Below are 24,775 nucleotides of genomic sequence, written 5' to 3' on the forward strand. Positions count from 1 at the left end.
CAGGACTTTTTGTAGAACAACAAGGCAACAATAGAAATAAATGCATAATTCGGGCTAACTCACTGATTACAAAAGATTAAAATTTTGAAAGGTAAATTTGTCAATCGCAGCTTAGTAAAGCATGTGATGTAAACAGCATATTCTGTTAGAATTGAATTTGCTGAAAAATTATTTTGCCTTATCAAGAGTTTGATTTAATACCTGAAGGTAGGGAGCTCAGGGTAGTACTTTTTTCTTGGGTCTTTGGTGGAAAAAATATATCTAACTGAAACTTCATGCGCTCCACCTGAAACTCTTTGACCTAGCTTGGAAATAGAAAAATCGTAGCTATATCCAAAATCCAAACCTGAGTCGAACTCAACGCCTAGAAGTCCTATTAATGATTCACTATTGGGTAAATTATATTTAGTTGGAAGCCCTCTATACCATAAGCCAATTATCAGAGGCTCAAAATAAAACTCCGCTCCTATATCAAGTTGATCAAAAGCTCCCTGCTTTTTGTAATTGAAAGCAAAAGCTAAGGATCTCTCTTGGTCAGTATTATTGAAGAAATCATTGATGTATCCAGGCGCAAGGTTAAACCGCATCCCTCCCTGAACGGAATATTTGATTGGCAGGCGGTTCGAATTCACCTCTAAATAACTAATCTGAGGCTCTAATAGGTGAAAGGCAGAAAAACCTAACCAAAACTTTTCCTCATAATATAATAGTCCTGCATTGATGTCGCCTGTACGTAATTGGCTATCCCCAGTAAATCCTTGACCCGGTTCTCCGACAATGACGCCTTTGTCAATATCTAACTGAGTCCCTAGAATAACCTGATCAAAAAGTACATCTCTTGACAACAAGCTGCCTTGGGCTCCAACATGTAGATAACGCTTTTCCCCTAAACGCAACCTATAACTATAAACAAGACCAATTTCTGAAGTCGTACTCTGGGTGAATGATTCTTTTGCTCCAGAAATAACAATTCCAATTCCCGAGTTATATTTTTCAGAAAAATAATCAGCATATGCTGTATAAGCTATAAAGCTTTGATCCAACGCTGGCCACTGGTTTCGGAAATTAACCCCAACACGTGTAAGCTCTGTACTTCCTGCTAAAGCAGGATTTAAATAGAAAGGGTTTGCATAAAACTGAGAATACTGCACATCCTGACTTTGTGCCTTCGTTCCCAGAACTAGGAGAATGGAAATGATAAAGCAAATTCTTGTCATTATCTGATCAGTTTGAATTTGCCAGACTTTGTGACCTTTTCCCCATCTGTGGCCACCGCATCATATCTATAAACGTAAAATCCAGCATCCAATAGCTTTTCGTCAAGTTTCCCGTCCCAGCCAGGAGTATTCAAGTCGTCAGTTTGAAAAATCAAATCCCCCCAAGTATTAAAAATCATGAGTTTGCCGGAAACAAGTCCTTTGAATTTTGGTACAAAGAATTGGTTAGAACCATTTAAAGGAGTGAATCCAGTGGGGAACATTACTCTATAGCTTCGGATAATAGAAACTCTTTGAGTTATTGATGCTTCACAGCCCCAAATATTAGTGACAGTTAACACTACATCAAAATCACCTTTTTTCCCAAAAACATGAGTTGGGTTTTTCTCAGTTGAAACTGATCCATCTCCAAAATCCCAACTCCAGCTTTGTGCGCCATTGGGCGATAAGTCTCTAAATTGAAATTCATCGTCAGGAAAAAAACCACCATCTTCTTCTCCCTTAACCCCAGTTCCTTTTATTTCAAATGCGAAATTTGCTATCAGCTCCTCTTCAAGAATAACTACTTGTATTGGCTCAGGAGATGAATAACAATCTAAGTCTGCATGCTTTATTTGAAGTTGATATTCACCAGAAACTGAGATCTCCTTCATTTCATCATCCAAATATGTTAGGCCTCCACCAGAAAGCTTGTAGTCAAAAGTAAAAGGATCGTAATTCAATATGCTGCTAGTAACATCTACAGATTCCCCCGGAACACAACCAACAACAGGTGATTCGAAATCAAAATCAGGAAACTCTGGAAAACTCACCAAAATAGCATTGGATATCGCAGGGCAGTTTTTACGATTGTATGCTTTCACTAGGTAAACTCCCGCAGTACTCACATTGTATTTCTCAGATTGAGCACCCTCAATTATTTCATCGTCTTTATACCACTCGTACCTCTCATAAATTTCACCTCCTTTAGAAGTGAAAGTCACGGATTCTCCACCGCACAACCTTACTTCTTCTACGATCTCAGGATTTCCTTCTTCAAATATATTTATCGGCTCTGGTGATTCTTGAATTTTTAAAGTCATTGCATTTCCCGTGGAGCTTTTTCCATAGGTATCGGTAATGGTATAATATACGGTGACACTTTGATCAGTAAATCCTTCATTTGGAAAGAAGGTAAATTCGCCGCCATCTGTTCCCGCCTTGAAAGTGCCTTGTGGCAATTCCAAAACTCGATTCTCTTCACGACATTTACCTTGTGCGCAGATATCCTCACTTTCCCCTTCAATATCTTCTAGCGATGCATAAAACTGCAGACATCTTATTTCACTATTCTCATTTGGTAAAACCACCTCTTCATCGGTTATGTAATAAGTGTTTTCCTGTCCTTCACAGGAGGCAAAATCAGAAAAATCAACTCCTGAAGGATTTTGCAAGCCTTCATCATTGGAAACTTCGACAACCAGATTTCTTATCTCATGAATATTAGTTTCTCCTCCTGTTGATGCAGCAAATCCAATTTTTAAGTTTTTCGGAGCCTCATAAGGAAATGGAATGCCTGGGAAAATAGTGATGGTCCTTGGCTCATTTGCAATGGTAGTAACCACCATTTCCAGTTTGAGCAGGTAGCCAACCCCATTTGGGTCCGGTTCTAATTCAAAAAACACTTTACGATAGCCTGGCAAAGCAGGGTCAGTCACCCTGCTGGTGCCTTGTCCCCCAGAGCTGAGCGGAAATTGATAATCTACCTCTAGTGACAATCCAAGCGGGCCAGTTGGGGGGTCCAAAGTCATTTTCCCAGCCACAAATTCATAGCCATTAAGACCTGACCCATTTTTTCTTAGAGAAATACTATTAGGATAAAGTCTATTTGATGGTCCTGGAAATCCCCCAATTTTACTTTCAGAGGAATTGCTGAAGTTCCCGAAACTATCAAAACCAATCCCTAAATAACCACCGGTCATACCTGGCGTGCTGTTTCTCTGGGCGTAGCCAAAAGATCCTCCGAATCCCCCGGGCTTAAAGTTTTGCACATCTGCGTCAAATAGAAATACAGTGAGACCATCAGCTCCAGTCCCACCATACATAAAGTATTCAAAAGATGATTTTATTCCATATGCTGGCGAAAAAGGGATATCTATATAGATGTATCCGGTTTGCTCTAGTTGTGCTTCTGTCAGCCGGAGCACTCCATCTACCAATTTCGCACTGCCTCCGAAAACAGTTTCTGCACCTAATGACTCCTGGTCTGCAAACGTTTCACAATAAGGAAATCCAACTTGCGAAAAAGTTTCAACGGTTAACAAGAGAAAGGCAACTAGAAAAAATGTAAGTCTCAATTCTACGGCAGGTTTAATGGGTGAGCCAAAATACACTTTAAACGCATAGAAATAAAAAAGCCCTTGATTTAAATATCAAGGGCTTAGAATTTAATGTCGCTTGGATTATCGCATGATTGTCTGGGTACGATCTGGGCCTACGGATACCAGTTTGATCGGAACATTCAATTCTGCTTCCAAATATTCTACGTATTCTTTCAATTCTGCAGGGAAGTTCTCATAAGAATGAATATTCTCTAAGGAGCAATTCCATCCTTTCATCGTTTTGTAAACCGGAGAAACATCCTGCTCTGTAATCTCAAAACTTAGTTTATCAATTTTCTCTCCTGAAGGAAGTACATAATGAGTACAAACTTTGATTTCCTTAAAGATATTCAACACGTCACCTTTCATCATGAATAGCTGAGTAACTCCATTGATCATAATTGAATAGCGAAGTGCCGGCAAGTCTAGCCATCCGCATCTTCTTGGACGGCCGGTCGTACTTCCAAATTCATTCCCTTCTTTTCTCATGTCCTCACCATCCTGATCAAACAGCTCGGTAGGGAATGGTCCACTTCCAACACGGGTGCAGTATGCTTTGAATATCCCGAAAACTTCACCGATTTTGGATGGAGCAACACCTAATCCAGTACAAGCACCAGCAGCCATAGTACTGCTACTTGTCACAAATGGATAGCTACCGAAGTCAACATCCAATAAGGAACCTTGGGCACCTTCGGCTAGAATTCTTTTTTTGGAATCCAGAGCTTCGTTTACCACATATTCGCTATCGATTAGATTTAAAGTTTTGAAAAACTCAACTGCAGCGAAGAATTGCTCTTCCATTCCTGGTAATTCATCCAAAGGATGGCTGTAGAATGAAAGCGTAGTTTTATGCTTAGCAACTAGAGCTTCGTACTTCTCTTTGAAATCAGGGCTAAGGATATCCCCAACACGAAGCGCGGTTCTTCCAATCTTATCCTGATAAGTTGGTCCAATACCTTTAAGAGTAGATCCGATTTTCTTATCTCCTTTGGACTGCTCCAAAGCTGCATCCAGCAGTTTATGTGTAGGAATGATAATCGTAGCTTTTTTAGAGATCACTAGATTTTTCATGTAATCGATGGAGAATTTACCTAATCCATCGATTTCTCTTTTGAGGACAATTGGGTCTAGAACGACACCATTTCCTATAATATTAAGTATCTGTGAGCGAAAAATCCCAGAAGGGATCTGATGTAAAACGTGCTTAATTCCGTCAAATTCTAAGGTATGCCCAGCATTCGGGCCTCCTTGGAAACGGGCTACAATTTCATACTCTGGCGCTAATACGTCTACTATTTTTCCTTTTCCTTCATCTCCCCACTGGAGACCTAGAAGTACATCCATCTTCATTTGATGTGCGGTCTTATCTGTTACACTTGACTTTTTGAAGCGTGAAATTTGCGATAAGCCCATACAAAACCAAGAGAAAGGTGGTAATTATTTCTCTTCTTTCAGATTGACATAGTAATAATACATGACATCTTCTTCTGGCTGATCTTTGGCACTAAACATCAAACCATATTTGGTATTTATGAAAGTGGTCGATAAATCCTGATTAATTTCTGACAAATTTAGCTCTCCTACCTTTTTAAAATTTGAATCAAAAACTTCCAAAAAAAGCAACGCATCCTTCTTTCCTTCCCCTTTAACAGCCCTGACATAAACATTGAGATCTTCAATGAAACTAATCGATCCGAATCTAACTTGATTGCGCCAAGCTTCTTGCCATTCCCATAATAACTCTCCAGAATCAACTTCGTCTTTATAGTTTTCGGGTCTTCTTTTTTGAGATGGAAAAAACTTGGATTCGAAAGTATATGTATGGTGTAAACCTGAATTTAAATCATAAATTAAAATATCACTAAAACTAGGATAGCTCACCACTAGTTTATTCCTAAAAACGCTCAGTTGCGGTTCATCGCCCCCTCCTAATGTCAAGCCTTTCCATTTAACATTAAACCTAGTATTATAATAACGAGACGAGTCTAAGGCCACTGGCAGATTAAACATGGAATCTTGATCTACACTATATCCAATTACCTTGATTCGGTTTTCATAATAATAGATAAAATATCCAATATTATCATTTCTATCCAACCCGGTTAATTCCCGAGATCCTCCAGAAATAGCTAAGGCAGGGTATTCCAAATCTCCAAAAACCCCATATTCTTGTAAAAATTTACTAGACACCTCCTCGGTTTGAATCTTCTGTCTGAAAAATTGCTGGCTATTAATGAAAACATTAAATTTTGGTGTACTAAAATAGGTAAATACTGTACCTACCCCAGAAGGCCCCTCGGTTTCCATAATATCACCATCCTGAGACCAAGCTGAATCAGCACAAATAAAAATACTGTCCAATGAATGGGCAATTCTATTATAAATAGTACCCTTGGTTTTAGAGGAATCAAGAAAAACCATATGATATCCGTCAGAAGTAAGGCCTCCATCCCCTATAAAAAACTCTTTGCGGTCAGAAACCTCCAATACATAGCCTTGTTCCGAGATTGGCTTCTCAGAACAGGAAAAAGAAATAATTAATAGACAATAAAAGGAACTACATCTTCTTTTTAAACTCATCAATTGAATCAAAAACTGTAAAAATATTATTCAGTTTAGTGATAATCAGCAATTTTTTCACATGATCAGAAGGAGCCGTTAGATATACTTCTCCGTCTTTATTTCTCATTTTAGTAAGCATGGTGATCAAAAGGCCAATCCCGCTGGAACTGATGTAACGTACTTCACTTAGGTCAACCACAAATTTTTTCGCACCGTCTTCTATTGCATCCGAAACGACTTCAACCAACTGGGGGCCTACTTCGTCGCCTATCAAATCACCTTGAATAAAAAGGTAATTTGCTGTTTCATCTTTGCTTGTATTATAAGTCAACTTCATAGGGTTACAATTAGTCTATTAAAGGTCATTTGGATTCTCAGCGAAAAAAATACATCTCTACCGGTAATGCGTGGGACATACCTGATTTTAAGTAATTTCCACTTTTCTATTCTCACAAATCTCTTTAGTACAATTACCATACAAAATTAGAGAGTGGTGAAGCACCTTAAAATTCAAAATTTCTCCAACCGTATTTTGTATATTTTGAATTCTAGGGTCGCAAAACTCCAACACCTTATTACAATCAGTACATATTAAATGATCGTGCTGCTTGTAACCATAAGACTTTTCAAACTGCGCTAGATTTTGACCAAATTGATGTTTGGTAACCAAGTCGCACTCGACTAATAGATCTAACGTATTATAAACAGTAGCCCTACTAACTCGGTAATTTTTGTTTTTCATGCTGATGTATAAAGACTCTACATCAAAATGTCCGGTTCGGGAGTAAATTTCTTCGAGGATAGCATATCGCTCAGGTGTCTTTCTGAGTTTTTTAGTTTCAAGATAAGCTGTAAATATCTTCTTTACCTCTTCGAAGTGGGTTGCATTCAAAGCCATTTGCTGGGTATTTTTTCAAATATAACTTTTGTAAGTAAGAAAAGATTCATTGGATCAATCAAACCTTGAAACCTTTAATATTCCATCAACGTCGACCAAATTTTCGATAAGCTTGTCTAAGTGCTCAGTACTATGCACATACAACTTAATCGTACCTTCAAAAATGCCTGCATCTGAATCCACTGTGATGGAACGCATATTTACTTTCAGTTCATTTGAAATCACTTTTGTCACATCATTGATTAGGCCTACTCTATCAGTACCTAGAATTCTCAATCCTGCCAAAAATGCTATTTCTTTTTGACTTGTCCATCTAGCCTTTATCACACGATTTCCATGATTAGAAAGTAGTTCGAGTGCATTTGGACATGATGTACGATGGATTTTGATCCCCTCATTTACAGTCACAAAACCAAAAACATCATCTCCAGGGATAGGATTACAGCATTTGGCCAAAATGTAATCGACTACATCCATATCCTCACCTATCAGCAACTGATCATGGTCTGGTCCTTTAAGACTTTTTATTTCTTTGGTAAAAGACGACTCGTCTCTTACTTTTTCCTGTGTAGACTTGTTCTGGAGTTTCTGGGTTGCTTTAAAATCCTTGAATGATTTAATCGAAGTTGGGTCAATGGCCCCTATTCCCACTCTGAAATAAAATTCATTGGCAGTTTTAAGTTCAAAATATGCCCGAAGCTTTTCCACAGACTCAGAATTGAATTCCATCTTCATCTGCTTCATTTTTCGCTGAACTATTTCTTTTCCGTCCAAAATTGCAGACTTTTTATCCTCTCGGAGCGCATCTTTAATTTTAGCTTTTGCCCGGGTAGTGACAACATTATTAAGCCAATCCTCTGTAGGCTTTTGCTTGTTGGAGGTAAGTATTTCTACTTGATCGCCATTTTTCAGCTTGTGGGAAATAGGGACAAGGCGTTGATTAACTTTTGCCCCTATGCACTTCGCTCCTACTTCAGTATGGATCTCAAAAGCAAAATCCAATGCAGTTGATCCAAATGGGAGAACCTTTAAATCACCTTTCGGTGTAAATACGAATACTTCATCATGGAAAAGATTTCCGCGAAAATCATCCATGAATTCTATGGCATTCCCGTCATTGGACTCCAGCAAGCCTCTTACCTGAGTGATCCAATCGTCTAGTCCAGATGGGCCTTTCGAGTTTTCTTTGTCCTTATATTTCCAATGTGCAGCATAGCCACGCTCAGCTATTTCGTCCATTCGCTCGGTACGAATCTGCACTTCTACCCATTGACCTGTACCACTCATAACTGTGGTGTGCAATGATTCATAACCATTCGAACGCGGCGTACTGATCCAGTCCCGAAGTCTATCCGGGTTGGGTCGATAAAAATCTGTGACTATAGAATAAACCTGCCAGCAATCGGCCTTCTCACTATCTAGATCGCTGTCTAGAATAATCCGTATTGCGAAAAGATCATACACTTCCTCAAAAGGAATCCCCTGCTTTTTCATCTTATTGTAGATAGAGAAAACAGATTTTGGCCTGCCTTTGATGGTAAAATCTAACCCAGTTCTATTCAATTCTTCTTCAATTGGTAGAATAAAGCTCCTAATAAACTTATTTCGATAAGATTTGGATTCATTGATTTTAAAGACAATTTCTTTGTAAGTGGCGGTATCTGTGTATTTCAGATACAAATCTTCCAATTCAGATTTAATGGTATAAAGCCCTAATCGGTGAGCTAACGGGGCATAGAGGTACATCGTCTCAGAGGCAATCTTAAGCTGCTTATGCCGTGGCATGCTTGCCAGCGTCCGCATATTATTCAGCCTATCTGCAAGCTTTATCAAAATTACACGTACATCATCCGAAAGAGTAAGCAGCATTTTACGGAAATTTTCCGCCTGCTGAGAACTCCCAGACTCGAATACTCCAGCAATCTTAGTTAAGCCGTCAATAATAGTCATTACCTTATAGCCAAACTCCCGCTCTATATCCTCCAACTCCCACTCGGTATCTTCTACAACGTCGTGAAGTAAAGCAGCTACAATTGAGGTAGTACCCAATCCTATTTCTTCCACACAAACCAAGGCTACTTCCAAAGGATGGTAGATATAAGGCTCGCCAGATTTACGGCGCATATCTTTGTGCGCTTCTAGGGAAACGTTAAAGGCCCTTTTTATCAGTTTGGCATCACCTGGTTTTAGAATAGGCTTAGCCTGTCTCAATAGCCTACGGTAGCGTTTGAGTATTTCTTTTCTTTCTACTTCTATGTCGACTTCAATCATACAGGAGGAATTTAATACAAAAATGTACAGAGACTCATTTTGTATCAAATGATAAATATTTTTTTTTGAATGCTATTGCATTTTATTTAATAGTGCCTACATTTGCATCCACAATTGGATTTGGAAACTTTATTCTATTCTGATTTGTACGTATTGCGGATGTGGCGAAATTGGTAGACGCACTAGACTTAGGATCTAGCGCCGCGAGGCATGGGGGTTCGAGTCCCTCTATCCGCACAAAATACCGAACCCTCAATCACTCAACTGTCTTCAACTACAGGAAAGGGATTGGGGGTTTTTAGTTAATCTTCATTATTAAATTTTGAGCTTTGGAAATCACACAAGACAAGCATTCAGCAAATCAAGCTTTAATTAAAATTAAATTAAACGAAGCAGATTACCAACCTAAGGTTGACGCAAAACTTAAGGACTTTGCCAAAAAATCTAACATCAAAGGATTCAGACCTGGAAAGGCTCCTATATCTATGGTGAAAAACATGTACGGCACTTCTGTACTGGTAGAAGAGATCAACTCCATCCTTAGTGAGTCCCTGAATACTTATTTGAAAGAACAAACTTTCAAAATCTTGGGCGATCCTCTTCCTCAGGATCAAGGCACGATAGACTGGAAAACTCAAAAGGATTTTGAATTTGATTACAAAATCGGATTCGTTGAATCGGTAGAACTTACGCTTGATTCTAAAATCAAAGCAACAAAATACTCCATCAAAGTAGACGATAAGTTGATCAATGAAACCCTTGACAACTTAAAGTCTCAATACGGTAATAGCACCAACCCAGAGGTAAGCGAAGAAGGTGACCACATCTATGGTGACCTAAAAGCTACTGAAGGAACGTTTGAAAAAACTGTTTCTTTGGATTTGACTAAAATCACTAAAAAGCTTGCTGGTAAATTCATCGGTGTAAGTAAAGAAGCTGTAGTTGAATTTGAAGCTAAAGATGTGAAAAAAGGTCAGTGGGAAGAAGCATTCGGATTAAGCGAAGAGGAGTCAGCTGATCTAGAAGGATCATTCACATTGACTGTGAAAAACATCAATAGAAAAGAGACTGCAGAAATGAACCAAGAATTCTTCGATAAGATCTTCGGTCCTGACCAGGTTTCTTCTGAAGAAGAATTTATCACAAAAGTTCGTGAGACACTTCAGGCTAATTATGACAAAGAGTCCAAAGTATTTACTGAAGAGGAATTAAAGAAGGTATTGACTGATGCGGCGAAAGTAGATTTGCCAGAGACTTTCCTGAAAGAATGGCTTTTGATCGCAAATGATGGCAAAGTAACCGAGGCAGATGTAGAGAAGGAATTCCCTATCTATGCAAAGCAACTAACTTGGTCTTTGATCTCTAATGAACTTGCTACGAAAAACGAAATCAAAGCTGAGCACGAAGAAGTGATCGAGAAAACCAAGCAGATGGTTCGTGAGCAATTCGCAGCTTCAGGTCTTGGCGCTCAAATGGAAGACAGCATGGATATGTTTGTAGACAATTACCTGAAAGGTGAAGAAGGTCAGAACTATATGAATATGCTTACTTCTATTCAGAATGAAAAAGTCCTTGCTTTTGCCCTTGATAAAATAAGTGTAAAAGAAAAGGATATCACTATTGACGAGTTTAAGGAACTTTTAGATAAGTAATTCGCTTAAATCATCATAAAAAAGCTCTTATTCAAGGGCTTTTTTTATTTTTGTTTACCACAACAAACTCGAAAGATGATCAACAAAGAAGAATTCCGTAAATACGCTATTCACAATCAAGGCGTAAGTGGTACTGCATTTGACCAGTACACTCAACATATTGAAAACATGACCCGCTCTGTAATCGAAGAGCGTCCTCAGAATTTCAGAGAGATTGACGTTTTCTCTAGATTGATCATGGACCGTATCATTTTCCTTGGAACAGGAGTAGATGATCACATTGCGAATATTATTGTAGCTCAACTCCTTTTCCTAGAATCAGTGGATTCTAAGAAAGATGTGTTACTTTATGTAAATAGTCCAGGAGGATCAGTGACTGCCGGTCTAGGCATCTATGACACAATGCAATTTATCAATCCTGACGTAGCTACTATCTGTACTGGCATAGCCGCTTCCATGGGAGCTGTATTACTTGCAGGTGGGGCCGCAGGAAAAAGATCAGCACTGAAACATTCTAGAGTAATGATTCACCAGCCTTCCGGAGGAATGCAAGGCAAGTCTACAGATATGGAGATTTCTTTGAAACTTATTCTCTCCATGCGCGAAGAATTGTATGGAATTCTTTCAGAGCATACTGGTAAAACCCCAGAACAGATCGAAAAAGATTCGGAAAGAGATTATTGGATGAAAGCTCCTGAAGCAAAAGCTTACGGTCTTATTGATGAAGTATTAGTTAAAAAACCAAAATAATGGCTCAAGTTACCTGCTCATTTTGTGGTAGAAATAAGAAAGATGTAGATCTAATGGTGTCGGGTATATCTGCGCACATTTGTAATTTCTGTATTGATCAAGCTCACATGATCCTTGGCGAAGAAGACAAAGCCAAGAAACCTGACGGAACAAAACCAAAAATCAAACTTAAAAAGCCGAAAGAGCTGACTAGTTATCTGGACCAATATGTAATTGGGCAGGAAGATGCTAAGAAAGTACTGACAGTTGCTGTGTACAATCATTACAAGCGACTTTTCCAGAAGGATGAAAATGATGATGTAAAGATTGAAAAATCAAACATTATCATGGTAGGTGATACGGGTACAGGTAAAACTTACCTCGCTAAAACACTTGCCAAAACTTTGGAGGTTCCTTTCTGTATTGCTGATGCGACGGTTTTGACTGAAGCAGGCTATGTAGGGGAAGATGTGGAAAGTATCTTAACGAGATTACTGCAAGCAGCAGACTACAATGTTGAAGCTGCTGAAAGAGGAATCGTTTACATAGATGAGTTGGATAAAATCGCTAGGAAATCCGACAACCCGTCAATCACAAGAGATGTGAGCGGGGAAGGCGTCCAGCAGGCCATGCTAAAGTTATTGGAAGGAACAATTGTAAACGTCCCACCACAAGGAGGTCGCAAGCATCCTGACCAGAAAATGATCGCAGTAAACACTGAAAACATTCTCTTTATTTGTGGTGGAGCATTCGATGGTATTGCTAGACATATTGGGAAGAGGTTAAACACTCAGCCAATGGGTTTCAGCAAAGCTGCTGCAGATGCCGTTGCAGATCGTGAGAACCTTTTGCAATACGTAACTGCTCAGGATTTGAAAGCTTTTGGTTTGATTCCAGAACTAATAGGACGACTTCCTGTATTGACTCATTTAGACCCACTACATGCGGACGCTTTGAAAAGAATTCTTACAGAGCCAAAGAATGCATTGGTAAAACAATATGCAAAGCTACTTAACTACGAGGGAGTTACGGTCACGTTTGAAGAAAGTGGGGTTGATTTTATTGTAGAAAAAGCCGTAGAATTCAATCTAGGCGCTAGAGGTTTGAGATCGATATGTGAAGCAATCATTACAGATGCCATGTATGACATTCCTTCAGATGATTCGATCAAGGAATTGATTATAGATGCAAAATATGCACATGAAAAATTTGATAAATCGAAGTTTAAGCGACTTCAAGTAGCATAAAAAACAAACCCTGCTTCACTGAAGCAGGGTTTGTTTTTAATCCAAACTTTTTAGAATGAGCCTAGCTGTAGTATCAGAGGCGCTATTTCCCCCTATCCTTTCTTTGATCAAGTCATATCCCTGAAGCATATAACCTTTGTAAACTTGATTTCCTAAAATCTGCCCCAGTTCTGCCTTAAGGTTAAGAACTGAAAAATCATTCTGGATAAGTTCCTTCACCACTAATTTATCGGCAATTAGGTTAACCAATGAAATATATGGGACACGAATCAGATTTTTGGCTATTGCATAAGATACAGCACTGGTACGGTAAACCACTATTTGAGGAACTCTAAACAAGGCTGTTTCCAACGTAGCTGTTCCGGATGTTACGACTGCGGCAATTGCGTGTGATAACAAATCATAGGTTTGATCAAAAATTACGTGAATACCAGCATCAATTCCCCGCTGGTATATACCCGAACCTAGGTCTCCCACTCCTGCTATTACAAATTGGGCATTTGGAAACTCTTGAACCAAAGCAACCATCCGATCTAGCATAGCATTGATCTCTTGAGCCCTGCTTCCAGGTAATAAAGCTATGATTGGCTGGTAGCTCAATTCATTCTTTTGGAAGAAGAATTCATGAGGAGTAAACTTAGAAATCTCATCCAAAAGAGGATTCCCTACATAGTGAACCTTCAAATCGAATTTTTCAAAGAATGTAGCCTCAAAAGGTAAGATAGAATAAATATGATCTGTATTTGCCTTTAGCTTTAATGCTCTCTTTTGGTTCCAAGCCCAGACTTTTGGTGGAATATAATAATGCACAGGAATGCCGTGTTCTTTGGCAAATGAAGCGATCTTCATATTGAAACCTCCATAGTCAACCAAAATGATAGCATCAGGTTTAAATGACAAAATATCACGTTTAACTAACTTGAGGTATTTCAAGACTTTGCGAAATCCTAAAACCACTTCCAAAAACCCCATCAACGCTACTTGGGCGTAATCTACAGCCAAGTCTATACCAGCCTCCTTGGAATAACTACCCCCCATCCCACGTACAGTTAAGTTTGGATTATACTCAAAAAGAGATCGAACCAAATTAGAGGCATGAAGATCTCCAGAGCGCTCGCCAGAGATGATGTAGATTTTTTTAGTTCTAGTCAAATGTGAAGTTTGTAAGTCGTGAGCCGTAAGTGGTTAGTAGTGTGTTACAATTAATATTTTGTAAAGTATGTAGTTGGAGAAAAACAAAAGATCACTTCCTCCCTATCGTGCAGAACAAAGACGCTTTAGACATCATCGCATTTAGCTTTTGGTTAATGACTTCACAGGATTTAACAATTAATTCTCTTTCCTGATCATTGACAAGTTCACAATCAAATGCAACTTCAATCCAATGTTGAGTTTCGTACTGCTCTGCATCTGAATCGGTCAGCTTAGCTATAAAATGATTTATATACCTCCTTTTAGCCTAGCTTTCCGCAATTTGAGCACCTACCGATCTAGAAGATCTTCTTATCTGATCAGTCAAAGAAAACTTTTCCTCTACGGGAAAATGCTTGGATATCCTATAAACATCCTTCGCTAATTGCCTTGACAATTTGTAAACATCAAGTTCAAAATAAAAATTTACGTAAGCCATAATTTATAAAGTTTAATGAAAACAATACAAAAATTACAACTTACTACTTACAATTCACAAAATTGTCACTCTCCAAAGTACTCCACAAAATTCCTTGGAGTCTCGTAAAGAGTAAGTTTATGTAGTCCCCCGTGCGAAGTAATTTCTTTCACGGCTGGCTCAAGTATCTTCCAAAACTCCATGATAAGATTTTCACAACTCGCCAATTTGCCTTGCATAAAATCGACGTCCACATTTAGGTTCTTGTGATCTACCTTCTCAATCACCAAATTTCTGATTATGGTACTCAATTTTTTTAGATCCACCACAAACCCCGTATCTGGATCTGGCAAGCCCTTCACCATCACGATCAACTCAAAATTATGACCATGCCAGTTAACATTGGCGCAAGGCCCAAATACCTCCACATTTCTTTCATCTGACCACTTCGGATTCCAAAGTTTGTGGGCGGCATTGAAATGTTCTTTTCTACAAACGTAAATCATAGCATTTTGAAATTCGGGGCGAAGTTAGCCAAAAAGTAGATATTATTCGAAAGACTAGCCCCTGAACACCAAAAGAAAAGCCCGTTTGGTAGCGGGCTTTTCTAGTGAATCTTGCTTATAATTCGTTGAGTTTTTGAAAGAATATGGTCAAATGATCTTCTCTACTTAGGTTTAGATCATTTTTCTTCACTATTTCCTTTCCTATATCCTGATCTTTTTCATTTAAAGCTTTGAGAATATTTCTTGTGTTATCCCGAACACTCTGGACGTTCTCCTCAGAATCTATTAAGTAAAAACTCTCTTCAAACACAAACATTCTACCAGCTGTCACAGCATAGCTGTTTTTAGGTGGTGTCACTAAGTCCGAATAAAATCTCCTTATCAACGTATAGTTTTTCCCCTCAGCAATCACATTCACTAGATCTTTTGGCCCAAGGTTAGGGACAAAGTCAAAGCCTTTTTTCACCAACAAACTGGTTAGCATTCCAGTGTTATTATTTGTCAATTGAATAGAAGGCCTAGTAAGGATTGCATATTCCACATAATCTTTATTCAGATAAATTTTATTACCAGCTTCGTTGATAACTTCTAATTCATTGTCATGAATGTTAAACCTATATGAAACCTTTTCTTTAAGCCCTGCATTGGTAAAGCCTATATCAGCCGTTGACCAATCGTCGAAAAGGTAAGGAGAACCATCTATATCGGTGTAAGAATTTAACCGAGCGGGAGCTCCATTCATATTAATATTGGATATTTGTGCTACTGCAAAATGGGAACAAAAAAGGGTTGCAACCAGTAGGATATTTTTCATTAGTTTTTAATTACTTTTTTATTTAGTGTCAAATTATTTGTGTTAATCTTCAGGATATATAATCCCGATGGACCAGTCATTAAGAGTTCAAAATTCAATTCATCGTCAGATTTAATGGCACTTTGCGAAAGGTAGATTCGGCCTGTAAGATCAATAAGCTGCACTTCAACATTACCTCTATAGTTATTAGAAATGTTTATACTCAATTTATCCGATGTAGGAATTGGCCCAATAAACACTCCAAACCGACTTAATTCTGACTCATTATCAGGAATTGCAGAAATGACAGTTGGTTCAGAGATCCTATTACAATCATCGTCAAAGATTGCAACCTGATAACGGCCATCTCCCGAAGCTTGAATGGATCTATTTGTAGCTCCTTCTAGTTTAACTTCATTGAGATACCATTGATAAGAGGACCCGGACTGCTGAGAGGTAAGAACATTGCCATTTGCAACAATATTCGGCTTAAGCAAATCATTTTCGACTACAGTTACTAATTGATCAAATTCTGTTGATCCAGAATCATTTGTAATAGTCAATGTAACCAAATAATCTCCAGGCTGCTCAAAAACGAATATAGGATTAGCATTAGTAGAAGAACCTAGTCCTCCGAAATCCCATAAATATTCTGAAATTGACCCTTCACTAAGATTCTTAAATTCAGATGCAGCGCCTACACACGTGTAGTTACTTATAAAGTTGGCAAACAAAACATCCTCGCAATTTTGTGCTAGCCATCCATCCGAATTTGAAAGTGAGGCATTGCTACCAAGATTAATAATTGAAGCTCCCTCTAGGTCTACATTAGATATATTGAGGTTCTCAAAGCAATATTTTCTGTATTCATCGTGAACAATCGTTCCTTTATCTGTGGCTGTTATTTCAGCATTAGCAGTAGAAGTTGCATCAACTGTTATCGTATTCAACACAGAAATTTCGCCAGACTGATTCAAGTCCAACTGAGAACCTGCACCAAGTTTCAAATCTTCCAACTCAAGGGAAGCTGCAGTTTGAATCATTTTACCATTCTGAATTTCTAAATTCTGGAAGCCGTCTGAAGAAACATTCAAAACACCCGAACTTATTACTAGGTTAGCGAAATCCCTTGAAGAGGTATTTTCAAAGAGACCGCTTTCCCCGCTAAACTCCAAATCAACTCCTTCTTTAAGAATGGAATTATTAGCGATCAAGACGCTAGTTTTAAATTCTATTTGCTCGAAATCCCCCGAAAGTTCCGAAGAGGAAGTCAACGAAAGGGAGTTTAAACTCAATCGCGGTATTGATACTGTAAGATTCGCATTTGAAATTGATACCTTATCTAGATTTTCAGCCTGCAACAACTGCCAATTACCAGATTCGAAATTTAATTCAACATTTTCAAATAGTGTTTTACCTAACTCAACTAGCTGCTCATTTATAGTAGGGTTAATAAAAACAATTTTACCGTTTCTAATTTCGGTAAGTTGATTACTAACTCTAAAACCATTAGAAACCACGATATCATTTCCATTCAAATTCATTGATACTGATTGGCTACCAAATAGGTTTACACTAAACGCATTGGCATCAACAGGGAAATTGACCACAAGGGGACTGGCAGAAGCGCCTTCAAAAACCACTCTTGTTCCTAAAGAAGGAATCTTATTAGCAGTAGAACCATTGGCAGTGGATGACCAGTTAGATGGATTATTCCAATCTCCTCCGGAATTACCTATCCAATACAATGTCTCAGAAGCCCCATCCGAGGTACCTGCTTTCATTACCATAGAGAAATCCTGAATTCCGTTTATCAATTCTCCTTTATGGGTAACAATTACTTTATAGCGTTGTGGCTTTGGGTTGGGAATATAAATTTGCTCGACATTATCTCTAAAATTGTCCTTATCTGTTTCTGCAATAGCAGAAAGTCTCACAGCAGGGTTAAGTGTGTAAGGAAAAAAGGTTTTGCCCTCTTCATCTATGATTCTTAAATCCAAATCATTTACCAACATCAATTTTTGAGGATTTAATGACGGCGAAGCTGGGTTCCCTGCAGGATCTGTCCAAGCAATCGTGATCCGAATTGGTTGAATCCCATCTGATACAAATTCATTTTCGAAAACAGCTCCCTGAGTAAGATTTTCTTCACGAATCACATCTGAACTTCCATTCTCATTTAGTATAATTTCCGCAGCCCCTTTTGTATTTAGCAGCCCCCATCCATATACGTAATCTGGACCAGGGTTATTACCAGCCTCTTTCGTAGTATTTATCATGAGGGCTTTTAAGGTAGATGCCCACATATATCTGCCTGCGTTTCGTTGAGCAAATAATTGCTGGAGCAACAGGAGTGAACCTGTAACATTTGGTGATGCCATTGATGTACCGCTGAGGGAAGCATAAGAATCTGTCGCACCGCCATCAGCTATAGCCGAACTAAATACACTTACCCCCATGCCCACTACATCTGGTTTTATTCTGCCGTCATCTACTGGTCCAACGCTAGAAAAACTACTTATTGCAACATCCTGAGGTCCTGTATATTCATTAATATTACTTACCGCACCTACCGTTATTACGTTTTTAGCAACCCCTTCTGGTCCAATTGTGTCATCGGGTCCATCAGGATCTCTTGTTCCATCACCAGAGTCAGATCTATCATTACCAGCAGCCCAAACAATCGTATAATAGGGCTTAGCAAAAGCCAATTCGTCTATACCTCTACTTTTAGAAGAATAAAAACCAAATCGGTAATCCTCATCAGGATCGACTGCTGCGTTTCCTGACCAAACCCAAGCATTACTTGCATTTCGATACCACCCCACCACTATTCCATAGGAATGATTAGAAACTAAATGTCCGTCGGTTTGAGTAATCGGATCATAGGCATTCAAATTCATTTTAGAGAGATCACTTTCCCAGTTAAAAGCCCAACCAGTACTTTCATTAGCCATGCCCTTTGCATTTGCATTGATTCCAGCTGCCATTATTGTACCCGCAACGTGTGTTGCATGGTTACTAATTACCTCGGTAGAACCATCAACCTGTGTAAGTCGATCCTGGAATTCAACATGGTTAGCTTTTGGTCGTGTCTGATCATATATCCCAACAGTCATCCCTTTTCCCGTAAGATTCAGTGCCAGACTCCCTCCTTGCTGAAGAGCATTGGTAGAAGTAGTGATTGCAGCCCGAGTGTTAAACGTAGTGTAATATACGGGCGCATTGCTTTCGTCAAAATAATTAAGCTCAGCTACTTGCCCATCTTGTAATTTAAGTAGATAGGGAATTCCTAATTGATTAGCTTTTTGTTTTATAGCTTCTTTTTTGAGATAAAAAGAAGGGAAATTCAAATTGAAATCCTTTGATATAACATCCCTTTCCTCCAAAAGAGAAGGAGAATTGACAAACTGTTGGGCTTTAACTAACGCAATGCTTAAACCCAATAGTAAAACTACAAGTATTGATCTCATCAATCTATTATCCATAAACCAGTTTATCAACGTTTTAGAACTAATTAAAGTTTAAAAAAAAGGGGGCTAAAAAGCCCCCTTTATTATGAATTAAAAGAGATTCTAGACTTTGGTAAGGACTACTGTACCACCATCTCCCCAAGTATTTGACCAAATAATGGTAATAGTACCATCCTCATTTACTACACCAGAGATAGTGAAAGGATCACCAAATCTATCTGCATTAGATGCAGAACCTGTTAGGACATCGCAGTTATCTCGGATAGATCCAGTTGGCTTTGAATCATTATAAAGGCCAGGGTACATTCCAAAAGACATATCGTCCATATTGTACAAACCGGTACCTGCAACTCCAAACGACATCGTGCTAGCGGAAGCTATAACAAAATCTGTAGTTGTTTGATCTGCACCACCAGCTCCATCTCCGAGTTGGAGTTGCTCCCAGAAAACAGAGTAAGTACCAGCTAAATCTGAAGGACAGATAACACGAATAGCTACAGTCAAAGAACCATAATTGGAAGAAACTTCTGCACCAGTAGCGCTAGTGATGTTCAAAATCAAATCAGGTGTCTCAGATGGATCAATATTCCCTGTTAACACGGTGACTGGTAAGTTAGAAACAAACTCACCAGAACCAATTGTTATAGATTTGGAATCCAATCTATAATGAACACCTTCAACTGCTGTTGAAGTAGGATCTGCCTCTATATTAACTGTAATTGCAGCACTACCTGAAGTAGAAACTCTGTTGATTTGAACATTCAACACATCTGTTTGCGAAGAATTCAATCTCACAAAGGATTGAGTCAATCCATTAGGAAGATTTGCAGCGTTGAACTCAACCTGATTTCCATCAAAGAAGGTATCAACACCCTGATCATCAAAACAAGCAGTGGTCGTCAGCGTAGCGACGAGCATTGCTAGAAATATATATATTTTATTGCTTTTCATTATTTTTTCCGGTTTTAGTTATAACCTGGGTTATCTACCAACAGCTCATTTAATTGTACCTGATCCTGAGGAAGTGGGGCAAGAAGTCTATAATCCGAATAAGGAACTGGCTCATTGTCACCATGCTTAGTAATGGTAAGGCCATTTCTTTTTAGATCGAACCATCTATGACCTTCTACTGCAAATTCAAGTCTTCTTTCAGTCATAATCTGATTAAACAATGCATCTCCAGACAATCCGCCATCGACTGCAGGCAATCCTCTGTTAGTTCTAAGAGCATTCAAATCTGATCGCGATCCGGCAGCATCACTAGTTCTAAATCTAGCCTCAGCTCTGATTAGGTAAAGCTCTGCAGCTCTAATAATCGGTAGATTTTCAAGAAAATCACCCTTAGTACCTAACCATTTGTTTGACCTGTAAACTGTTCCTGTTGCACCAGAACGAGTAGTCTCAGTCCAAGTATTTCGTCTTACGTCTCCTGTCTCATAGGCTGCAAGCAATTCGTTTGATGCAGTTACAATAAATTGCGCACTACTGAAAACATTAGCTGTAAGCGTACACATGGAGTTATTCACACCATCTACTGTTGACCAATCCACAGATCTGATTTCCACTTCAAATAGAGATTCAGGATTAGGATAAGTAGAAAAGCTTGACACATAATTAGCAGGTGTTGCTAGCCCAGTACCATCATTCCCAAGGCCAAACGTAGCCATCGCTTGTGTTGCCATTGAGGCAGCTTCAGAAAATTTAGAATCATACAAATAAACTCTCGCAAGAAGCGCTTCAGCAGCTCCTTTGGTCACTCTGTAAATTCCTGCTGTTCCTTTTGCAGCTGATGGAAGTAAACCAATTGCAGTACTCAAGTCAGACTCAATCTGATCATAAACTTGTCTATTGGTAGATCTAGCTCTAAAATCTGCATCAGAAAAGCCTAAGGTAGGCTCAGTTCTGATAATCACAGAATTATTCCAACCATCTACCTCTTTACCTGGCTCATAGCCATAGACTTTAGCCAAATCGAAATAATATAAAGCTCTCAAGAAAAGAGCTTCACCTTTAATTCTATTCTTTCTGGTAGCGTCCCCTTCAACATCATCAATACCTGCAAGGATAATATTTGTTTCATTAATTGAACTATAATTACCCCAGAGCGACATATGCGCTCTGTCTGCATTTACTTCCTGACCAATGTATCGACCTGTATTTGCGATAATTCTTAAATTATCAGCCATTATTTCAGGTGCAATCATTAACGTCTGTCCGTAAGCGCCAAACGCTCTTGCACCACCGTAAGATGCCGCCAATAGTGATTCATAACCATCCACGTCTGAAAGTGCAGACTCTGGAGTTAAACTTTGTCTTGGTTCAGTTTCCAATAAATCTGAACAAGATGCCAGAGATAGTACAGAACCAAGCGCAATGATTTTTATATAATTTTTCATTCCTATTTCTAATTAGAAGTTAAGATTGATACCAGCAGAAATCTGACGTGCATTTGGATATGCTCCGTAAGTACTTCCGATAGAGTTCGCCTCTGGATCAATTCCGTTATACTTAGTAAAAGTCGCCAAATTCAACCCTTGAACGAATATAGAAGCGCTTGCCATACCTATTTTACTTGCAGTTGCAGCACCTAAAGTATAGTTTAATGTCACTTGCTTCAATCTTATATATCCTCCATCACTTATTAATCGAGTAGAGAATGTGTTGATATTTGAAGTCCCTGGTTCTTGACCGCCTTCATAAGGTCTTCCTACAGTTGTGATATCGCCTGGTTGTGTCCAATAGTCTAACTGATCTACTGTCATATTACCCGTGCCAGATCCCCAGTTGGAAAGATTATACAAATCTGAGTTGGTGGCTAAATTCCCGAACTGGTATTGGAAGAACACTTCAAGTGATACTGGTCCATAAGTGAAAGTATTAGAAAGTCCTCCGTAGCTAGAAGGCAAAACGCTTCCTCTGTAGTCCAAGGTACTTTGACCCGTCACATAAGTAAAATTCCCAGTTCCAGTCCCATCATCATACATCGCTCTACCATTTGCAGGGTTAACTCCCAAATATTTATTTGTATAGAAAAACGATATAGGTTTTCCAACAATCAAATCGTTACCAATACGATCTAGACCATCATAAAGTGATATTAATTCATTCTCAAGGAAAGTGATATTGAAACCAGTGCTCCACTGGAATTTCCCTGCTACAACGTTCACTGTTTGCACATCAAGATCAATACCTTGGTTTCTTACTTCTCCTGAGTTTCTAGTGATTGATCCGAAACCTGAATCAGTAGGAAGAGGGGTATTAAATAGAAGTGCTTGAGAATTCTTTCTCCAAAACTCAACAGTTGTGATAATTCTTCCATTGAACAAAGTTGCATCTAAACCGAGGTTGATAGATTCTGCTTCTTCCCAAGTCAATAGGTCATTACCCAATTGAGTCAATGTCAATCCTCCTTGACCTAAATATTGTCCTGAAGACCCTACTAAAGATCTTGAAGCAAAATTGGCAATATCAGAGTTACCAGTTACCCCGTAGGATGCTCTTACTCTTAAGTTGTCCAACCAAGTAACATCCTGAAGGAATGCTTCAGAAGAAAGTCTCCATCCTGCAGAAACTGCATAGAAAGTACCCCATCTGTTTTGCTCACCAAATCTAGAGTGACCATCTCTTCTCAATGTAACGTCTGCTGTGTATCGGTCATCATAATCATATTTTGCCTGACCGAAGAAACCAGCTCTCTTGTATTCAGTGTATGAACTACCTACTGAGAATGGAGTAGCAGCATTATTTAAATAAATCAATGTAGGATTTGGGAATCCTCTACCAGTTGCAGTTTGCAAATCAGACTGAGACCCTTTGTACTCAAAACCTAAGATACCGGACACAGTATGAACGTCGTTAAATTTCTTATTGAAATTAAAATTGTGGTTGGTATTTAAGTTTGTATTTCTTCTAGCTGTAAAAGTTGAAGCTCCTCCATAAGAAGAAAACACCGGAATCGTAGATGGTCTGTTATTGATATCCGCATTGTCGGAGAAATCAAGTCCAAAGTAAGAAGTCCAGCTTAACCATGGAGCAAATTGATAGTTCAACTGCAGGTTAGAAACTGTCTGTACTGTTTTACCACTTCTCAATTCTTCGTATACACCTTGTACAATATTGTATCCAAACAGGTGATTTGATGGATAAGGGGCAAAAGTCCCATCCTCATTATAAATTGGAACATTAGGACGAGCTGAAAAACCAGCTACGAATGGACCATTTACAAAATTTCCTCTATCGATTGATCCATTTGTGTTTTGGAAAGCCAAAGAGAGATTAGCTGATACAGTTAGATTTTTCGTAGGTCTGTGAGTAACATTCAATCTACCAGTAGCTCTATCGTAATCCGACATTTGAATTTGACCTTCCTGCTTAGTATATGACCCTGAAAGGAAGAATGTAGTTTTTCTCATCTCCTCCAGAGACAGAAATATCATAAACACTCAGTCTACCTTCTCTATAAAGAGCATCTAGCCAATCATAAGACTCAAGATTCAGGATCTTCTGGATTACCATAAGTCGCATCTGATCCAGAAGTAGCCAAACCACGGTTTTGGTAAGCTACTCTTTTGATTCCAGCCAATTGGGAGGCGTCCATCACATCATAAAGATTGATTGGCTGAACAATTCCTTCTTGAACAGAAACTTTAACTTGTGATTTACCTTTCTTACCTCTTTTAGTATTGATCAAAACAACACCATTTGCAGCCTGAGCTCCATAAATTGCAGCAGCGGCTGCGTCTTTAAGAACTTCAATCGACTCGATGTCATTAGGGTTGATTGATGCTAGTGCGTTCTGGGAACCTTGGCCGGAAAGACCACCATTGTTTACCTGGACACCATCAACTATGTAAAGTGGATCATTACCGGCGTTGATAGAACCAACACCTCGGATTCTAACATTCAGAATACCCACCTGGCTGACCAGAAGTAGAAGTCACTTGAACACCAGCAACTCGACCTTGCATAGCACGGTCAAACGATTGAACTGGAAGATTTTCGAAGATTTCACCTTTTACAGATGATATAGCCCCCGTAATCTCTCTTTTTGATTGATCTCCATATGATGTTACCACTACTTCGCTCAGGCTCTGAAAATCAGGCTGCAAAGTTACATCGATAACAGATTTTTGACCAATGTTGATTTCTTGAGTGGTTGTTCCAATGAAACTAATCACCAAAACTGTTCCACCATCGGGAATGTTTAACGAATACTTGCCATCAAGATCTGTGGCAGTACCAACAGTAGTACCTTTAACGAGGACGGTTGCACCTGGGATTGGTTGACCATCTTCTGCTGAAGTTACTATTCCGGTTACTCTACGCCCCTGTGCAAATGCCACAGCACCTACAGGAATAGCGAAAGCCCTAGGAGTAAAATTTTCTTCATAAGTGATATGATTTGGTTTATATTTACCCAATGATATTCTTATTGATGCAATATCGCAAAGCAGCA

General features: G+C 38.9%; 19 protein-coding genes, 1 tRNA gene and 1 pseudogene. 4 read left to right on the plus strand and 17 right to left on the minus strand.

Annotated elements, in window-relative coordinates; genetic code table 11:
• Nucleotides 1-194 precede the first annotated feature (194 nt).
• The 7 genes from AC0L6R_RS24525 to AC0L6R_RS24555 all read right to left on the minus strand — a co-directional run bounded on the left by AC0L6R_RS24525 (nucleotide 195) and on the right by AC0L6R_RS24555 (nucleotide 9,311).
• Nucleotides 195-1,217, minus strand: coding sequence for a PorP/SprF family type IX secretion system membrane protein (locus AC0L6R_RS24525; RefSeq protein ID WP_473273518.1), 1,023 nt, complete (start codon nucleotides 1,215-1,217; stop codon nucleotides 195-197).
• Entirely contained in the window at nucleotides 1,217-3,553 is a 2,337-nt protein-coding gene (locus AC0L6R_RS24530; RefSeq protein WP_473273519.1) for a PKD domain-containing protein, read from the minus strand. The genes AC0L6R_RS24525 and AC0L6R_RS24530 overlap by 1 nt, the downstream gene beginning before the upstream one ends.
• Nucleotides 3,554-3,658: 105 nt before the next feature.
• The gene (locus tag AC0L6R_RS24535; protein ID WP_473273520.1) at nucleotides 3,659-4,930 is read right to left on the minus strand and encodes an adenylosuccinate synthase; all 1,272 of its coding nucleotides are present in this window, start codon (nucleotides 4,928-4,930) and stop codon (nucleotides 3,659-3,661) included.
• 87 nt (nucleotides 4,931-5,017) lie between these two features.
• The gene (locus tag AC0L6R_RS24540) at nucleotides 5,018-6,001 is read right to left on the minus strand and encodes a DUF4221 family protein (RefSeq protein WP_473273521.1); all 984 of its coding nucleotides are present in this window, start codon (nucleotides 5,999-6,001) and stop codon (nucleotides 5,018-5,020) included.
• Between the two features lie 136 nt (nucleotides 6,002-6,137).
• Nucleotides 6,138-6,479 (minus strand): STAS domain-containing protein, encoded by a 342-nt coding sequence (locus tag AC0L6R_RS24545; RefSeq protein WP_473273522.1) that lies wholly within the window; start codon nucleotides 6,477-6,479, stop codon nucleotides 6,138-6,140.
• A gap of 87 nt (nucleotides 6,480-6,566) precedes the next feature.
• Nucleotides 6,567-7,040, minus strand: coding sequence for a Fur family transcriptional regulator (locus AC0L6R_RS24550; protein WP_283414908.1), 474 nt, complete (start codon nucleotides 7,038-7,040; stop codon nucleotides 6,567-6,569).
• Nucleotides 7,041-7,094: 54 nt separating this feature from the next.
• Entirely contained in the window at nucleotides 7,095-9,311 is a 2,217-nt protein-coding gene (locus tag AC0L6R_RS24555) for a RelA/SpoT family protein (protein ID WP_283414909.1), read from the minus strand.
• 155 nt (nucleotides 9,312-9,466) lie between these two features.
• Here AC0L6R_RS24555 and AC0L6R_RS24560 point away from each other — a divergent pair.
• The 4 genes from AC0L6R_RS24560 (at nucleotide 9,467) to clpX (ending at nucleotide 12,939) form a co-directional block, all read left to right on the plus strand.
• Nucleotides 9,467-9,548, plus strand: a tRNA-Leu gene (locus AC0L6R_RS24560).
• Nucleotides 9,549-9,640: 92 nt separating this feature from the next.
• On the plus strand, nucleotides 9,641-10,963 hold the full coding sequence (gene tig / locus AC0L6R_RS24565; RefSeq protein ID WP_473273523.1) for a trigger factor: 1,323 nt from the start codon (nucleotides 9,641-9,643) through the stop codon (nucleotides 10,961-10,963).
• A gap of 75 nt (nucleotides 10,964-11,038) precedes the next feature.
• Nucleotides 11,039-11,713, plus strand: a complete 675-nt coding sequence (locus AC0L6R_RS24570; protein WP_283414911.1) for a ClpP family protease — start codon at nucleotides 11,039-11,041, stop codon at nucleotides 11,711-11,713.
• The gene (gene clpX, locus AC0L6R_RS24575) at nucleotides 11,713-12,939 is read left to right on the plus strand and encodes an ATP-dependent Clp protease ATP-binding subunit ClpX (RefSeq protein WP_283414912.1); all 1,227 of its coding nucleotides are present in this window, start codon (nucleotides 11,713-11,715) and stop codon (nucleotides 12,937-12,939) included. The genes AC0L6R_RS24570 and clpX overlap by 1 nt, the downstream gene beginning before the upstream one ends.
• A 36-nt stretch (nucleotides 12,940-12,975) precedes the next feature.
• On the opposite strand, the gene lpxB is transcribed toward clpX, so the two are convergent.
• The 10 genes and pseudogenes from lpxB to AC0L6R_RS24625 all read right to left on the minus strand — a co-directional run bounded on the left by lpxB (nucleotide 12,976) and on the right by AC0L6R_RS24625 (nucleotide 24,740).
• Nucleotides 12,976-14,091: a lipid-A-disaccharide synthase gene (gene lpxB, locus AC0L6R_RS24580; protein WP_473273524.1), complete on the minus strand. Its 1,116-nt coding sequence runs from the start codon at nucleotides 14,089-14,091 to the stop codon at nucleotides 12,976-12,978.
• A gap of 91 nt (nucleotides 14,092-14,182) precedes the next feature.
• Nucleotides 14,183-14,569 (minus strand): annotated as a pseudogene (locus AC0L6R_RS24585) (four helix bundle protein).
• Nucleotides 14,570-14,634: 65 nt separating this feature from the next.
• Nucleotides 14,635-15,054 (minus strand): 6-pyruvoyl trahydropterin synthase family protein, encoded by a 420-nt coding sequence (locus tag AC0L6R_RS24590; RefSeq protein ID WP_283414915.1) that lies wholly within the window; start codon nucleotides 15,052-15,054, stop codon nucleotides 14,635-14,637.
• A gap of 115 nt (nucleotides 15,055-15,169) precedes the next feature.
• Nucleotides 15,170-15,868 (minus strand): hypothetical protein, encoded by a 699-nt coding sequence (locus tag AC0L6R_RS24595; RefSeq protein WP_283414916.1) that lies wholly within the window; start codon nucleotides 15,866-15,868, stop codon nucleotides 15,170-15,172.
• Nucleotides 15,868-19,320, minus strand: a complete 3,453-nt coding sequence (locus tag AC0L6R_RS24600) for a S8 family serine peptidase (protein ID WP_473273525.1) — start codon at nucleotides 19,318-19,320, stop codon at nucleotides 15,868-15,870. The genes AC0L6R_RS24595 and AC0L6R_RS24600 overlap by 1 nt, the downstream gene beginning before the upstream one ends.
• 102 nt (nucleotides 19,321-19,422) lie before the next feature.
• Nucleotides 19,423-20,271: a hypothetical protein gene (locus AC0L6R_RS24605; RefSeq protein ID WP_283414918.1), complete on the minus strand. Its 849-nt coding sequence runs from the start codon at nucleotides 20,269-20,271 to the stop codon at nucleotides 19,423-19,425.
• Between the two features lie 14 nt (nucleotides 20,272-20,285).
• On the minus strand, nucleotides 20,286-21,716 hold the full coding sequence (locus AC0L6R_RS24610) for a RagB/SusD family nutrient uptake outer membrane protein (RefSeq protein ID WP_473273526.1): 1,431 nt from the start codon (nucleotides 21,714-21,716) through the stop codon (nucleotides 20,286-20,288).
• A 12-nt stretch (nucleotides 21,717-21,728) separates the two neighbouring features.
• Nucleotides 21,729-23,756 carry a SusC/RagA family TonB-linked outer membrane protein gene (locus tag AC0L6R_RS24615; protein WP_473273527.1) on the minus strand — a complete coding sequence of 676 codons (2,028 nt, stop codon included), beginning with the start codon at nucleotides 23,754-23,756 and terminating at the stop codon, nucleotides 21,729-21,731.
• Between the two features lie 50 nt (nucleotides 23,757-23,806).
• Nucleotides 23,807-24,235, minus strand: coding sequence for a TonB-dependent receptor plug domain-containing protein (locus AC0L6R_RS24620; RefSeq protein WP_473273529.1), 429 nt, complete (start codon nucleotides 24,233-24,235; stop codon nucleotides 23,807-23,809).
• Nucleotides 24,216-24,740 carry a carboxypeptidase-like regulatory domain-containing protein gene (locus tag AC0L6R_RS24625; protein ID WP_473273530.1) on the minus strand — a complete coding sequence of 175 codons (525 nt, stop codon included), beginning with the start codon at nucleotides 24,738-24,740 and terminating at the stop codon, nucleotides 24,216-24,218. The genes AC0L6R_RS24620 and AC0L6R_RS24625 overlap by 20 nt, the downstream gene beginning before the upstream one ends.
• Nucleotides 24,741-24,775: the final 35 nt, after the last annotated feature.

This window comes from Algoriphagus sp. 10J20-15 (assembly GCF_055809615.1).

Bases quoted from the DNA above. Each gene is read 5' to 3' on its own strand.
- AC0L6R_RS24615 (WP_473273527.1), bottom strand. From the start codon at position 23,756: ATGATATTTCTGTCTCTGGAGGAGATGAGAAAAACTACATTCTTCCTT.
- AC0L6R_RS24595 (WP_283414916.1), bottom strand. From the start codon at position 15,868: ATGAAAAATATCCTACTGGTTGCAACCCTTTTTTGTTCCCATTTTGCA.
- AC0L6R_RS24545 (WP_473273522.1), bottom strand. From the start codon at position 6,479: ATGAAGTTGACTTATAATACAAGCAAAGATGAAACAGCAAATTACCTT.
- clpX (WP_283414912.1), top strand. From the start codon at position 11,713: ATGGCTCAAGTTACCTGCTCATTTTGTGGTAGAAATAAGAAAGATGTA.
- AC0L6R_RS24610 (WP_473273526.1), bottom strand. From the start codon at position 21,716: ATGAAAAATTATATAAAAATCATTGCGCTTGGTTCTGTACTATCTCTG.
- AC0L6R_RS24590 (WP_283414915.1), bottom strand. From the start codon at position 15,054: ATGATTTACGTTTGTAGAAAAGAACATTTCAATGCCGCCCACAAACTT.
- AC0L6R_RS24605 (WP_283414918.1), bottom strand. From the start codon at position 20,271: ATGAAAAGCAATAAAATATATATATTTCTAGCAATGCTCGTCGCTACG.
- AC0L6R_RS24570 (WP_283414911.1), top strand. From the start codon at position 11,039: ATGATCAACAAAGAAGAATTCCGTAAATACGCTATTCACAATCAAGGC.
- AC0L6R_RS24540 (WP_473273521.1), bottom strand. From the start codon at position 6,001: ATGGTTTTTCTTGATTCCTCTAAAACCAAGGGTACTATTTATAATAGA.
- AC0L6R_RS24550 (WP_283414908.1), bottom strand. From the start codon at position 7,040: ATGGCTTTGAATGCAACCCACTTCGAAGAGGTAAAGAAGATATTTACA.
- AC0L6R_RS24555 (WP_283414909.1), bottom strand. From the start codon at position 9,311: ATGATTGAAGTCGACATAGAAGTAGAAAGAAAAGAAATACTCAAACGC.
- AC0L6R_RS24600 (WP_473273525.1), bottom strand. From the start codon at position 19,320: ATGAGATCAATACTTGTAGTTTTACTATTGGGTTTAAGCATTGCGTTA.
- AC0L6R_RS24535 (WP_473273520.1), bottom strand. From the start codon at position 4,930: ATGAAGATGGATGTACTTCTAGGTCTCCAGTGGGGAGATGAAGGAAAA.
- AC0L6R_RS24525 (WP_473273518.1), bottom strand. From the start codon at position 1,217: ATGACAAGAATTTGCTTTATCATTTCCATTCTCCTAGTTCTGGGAACG.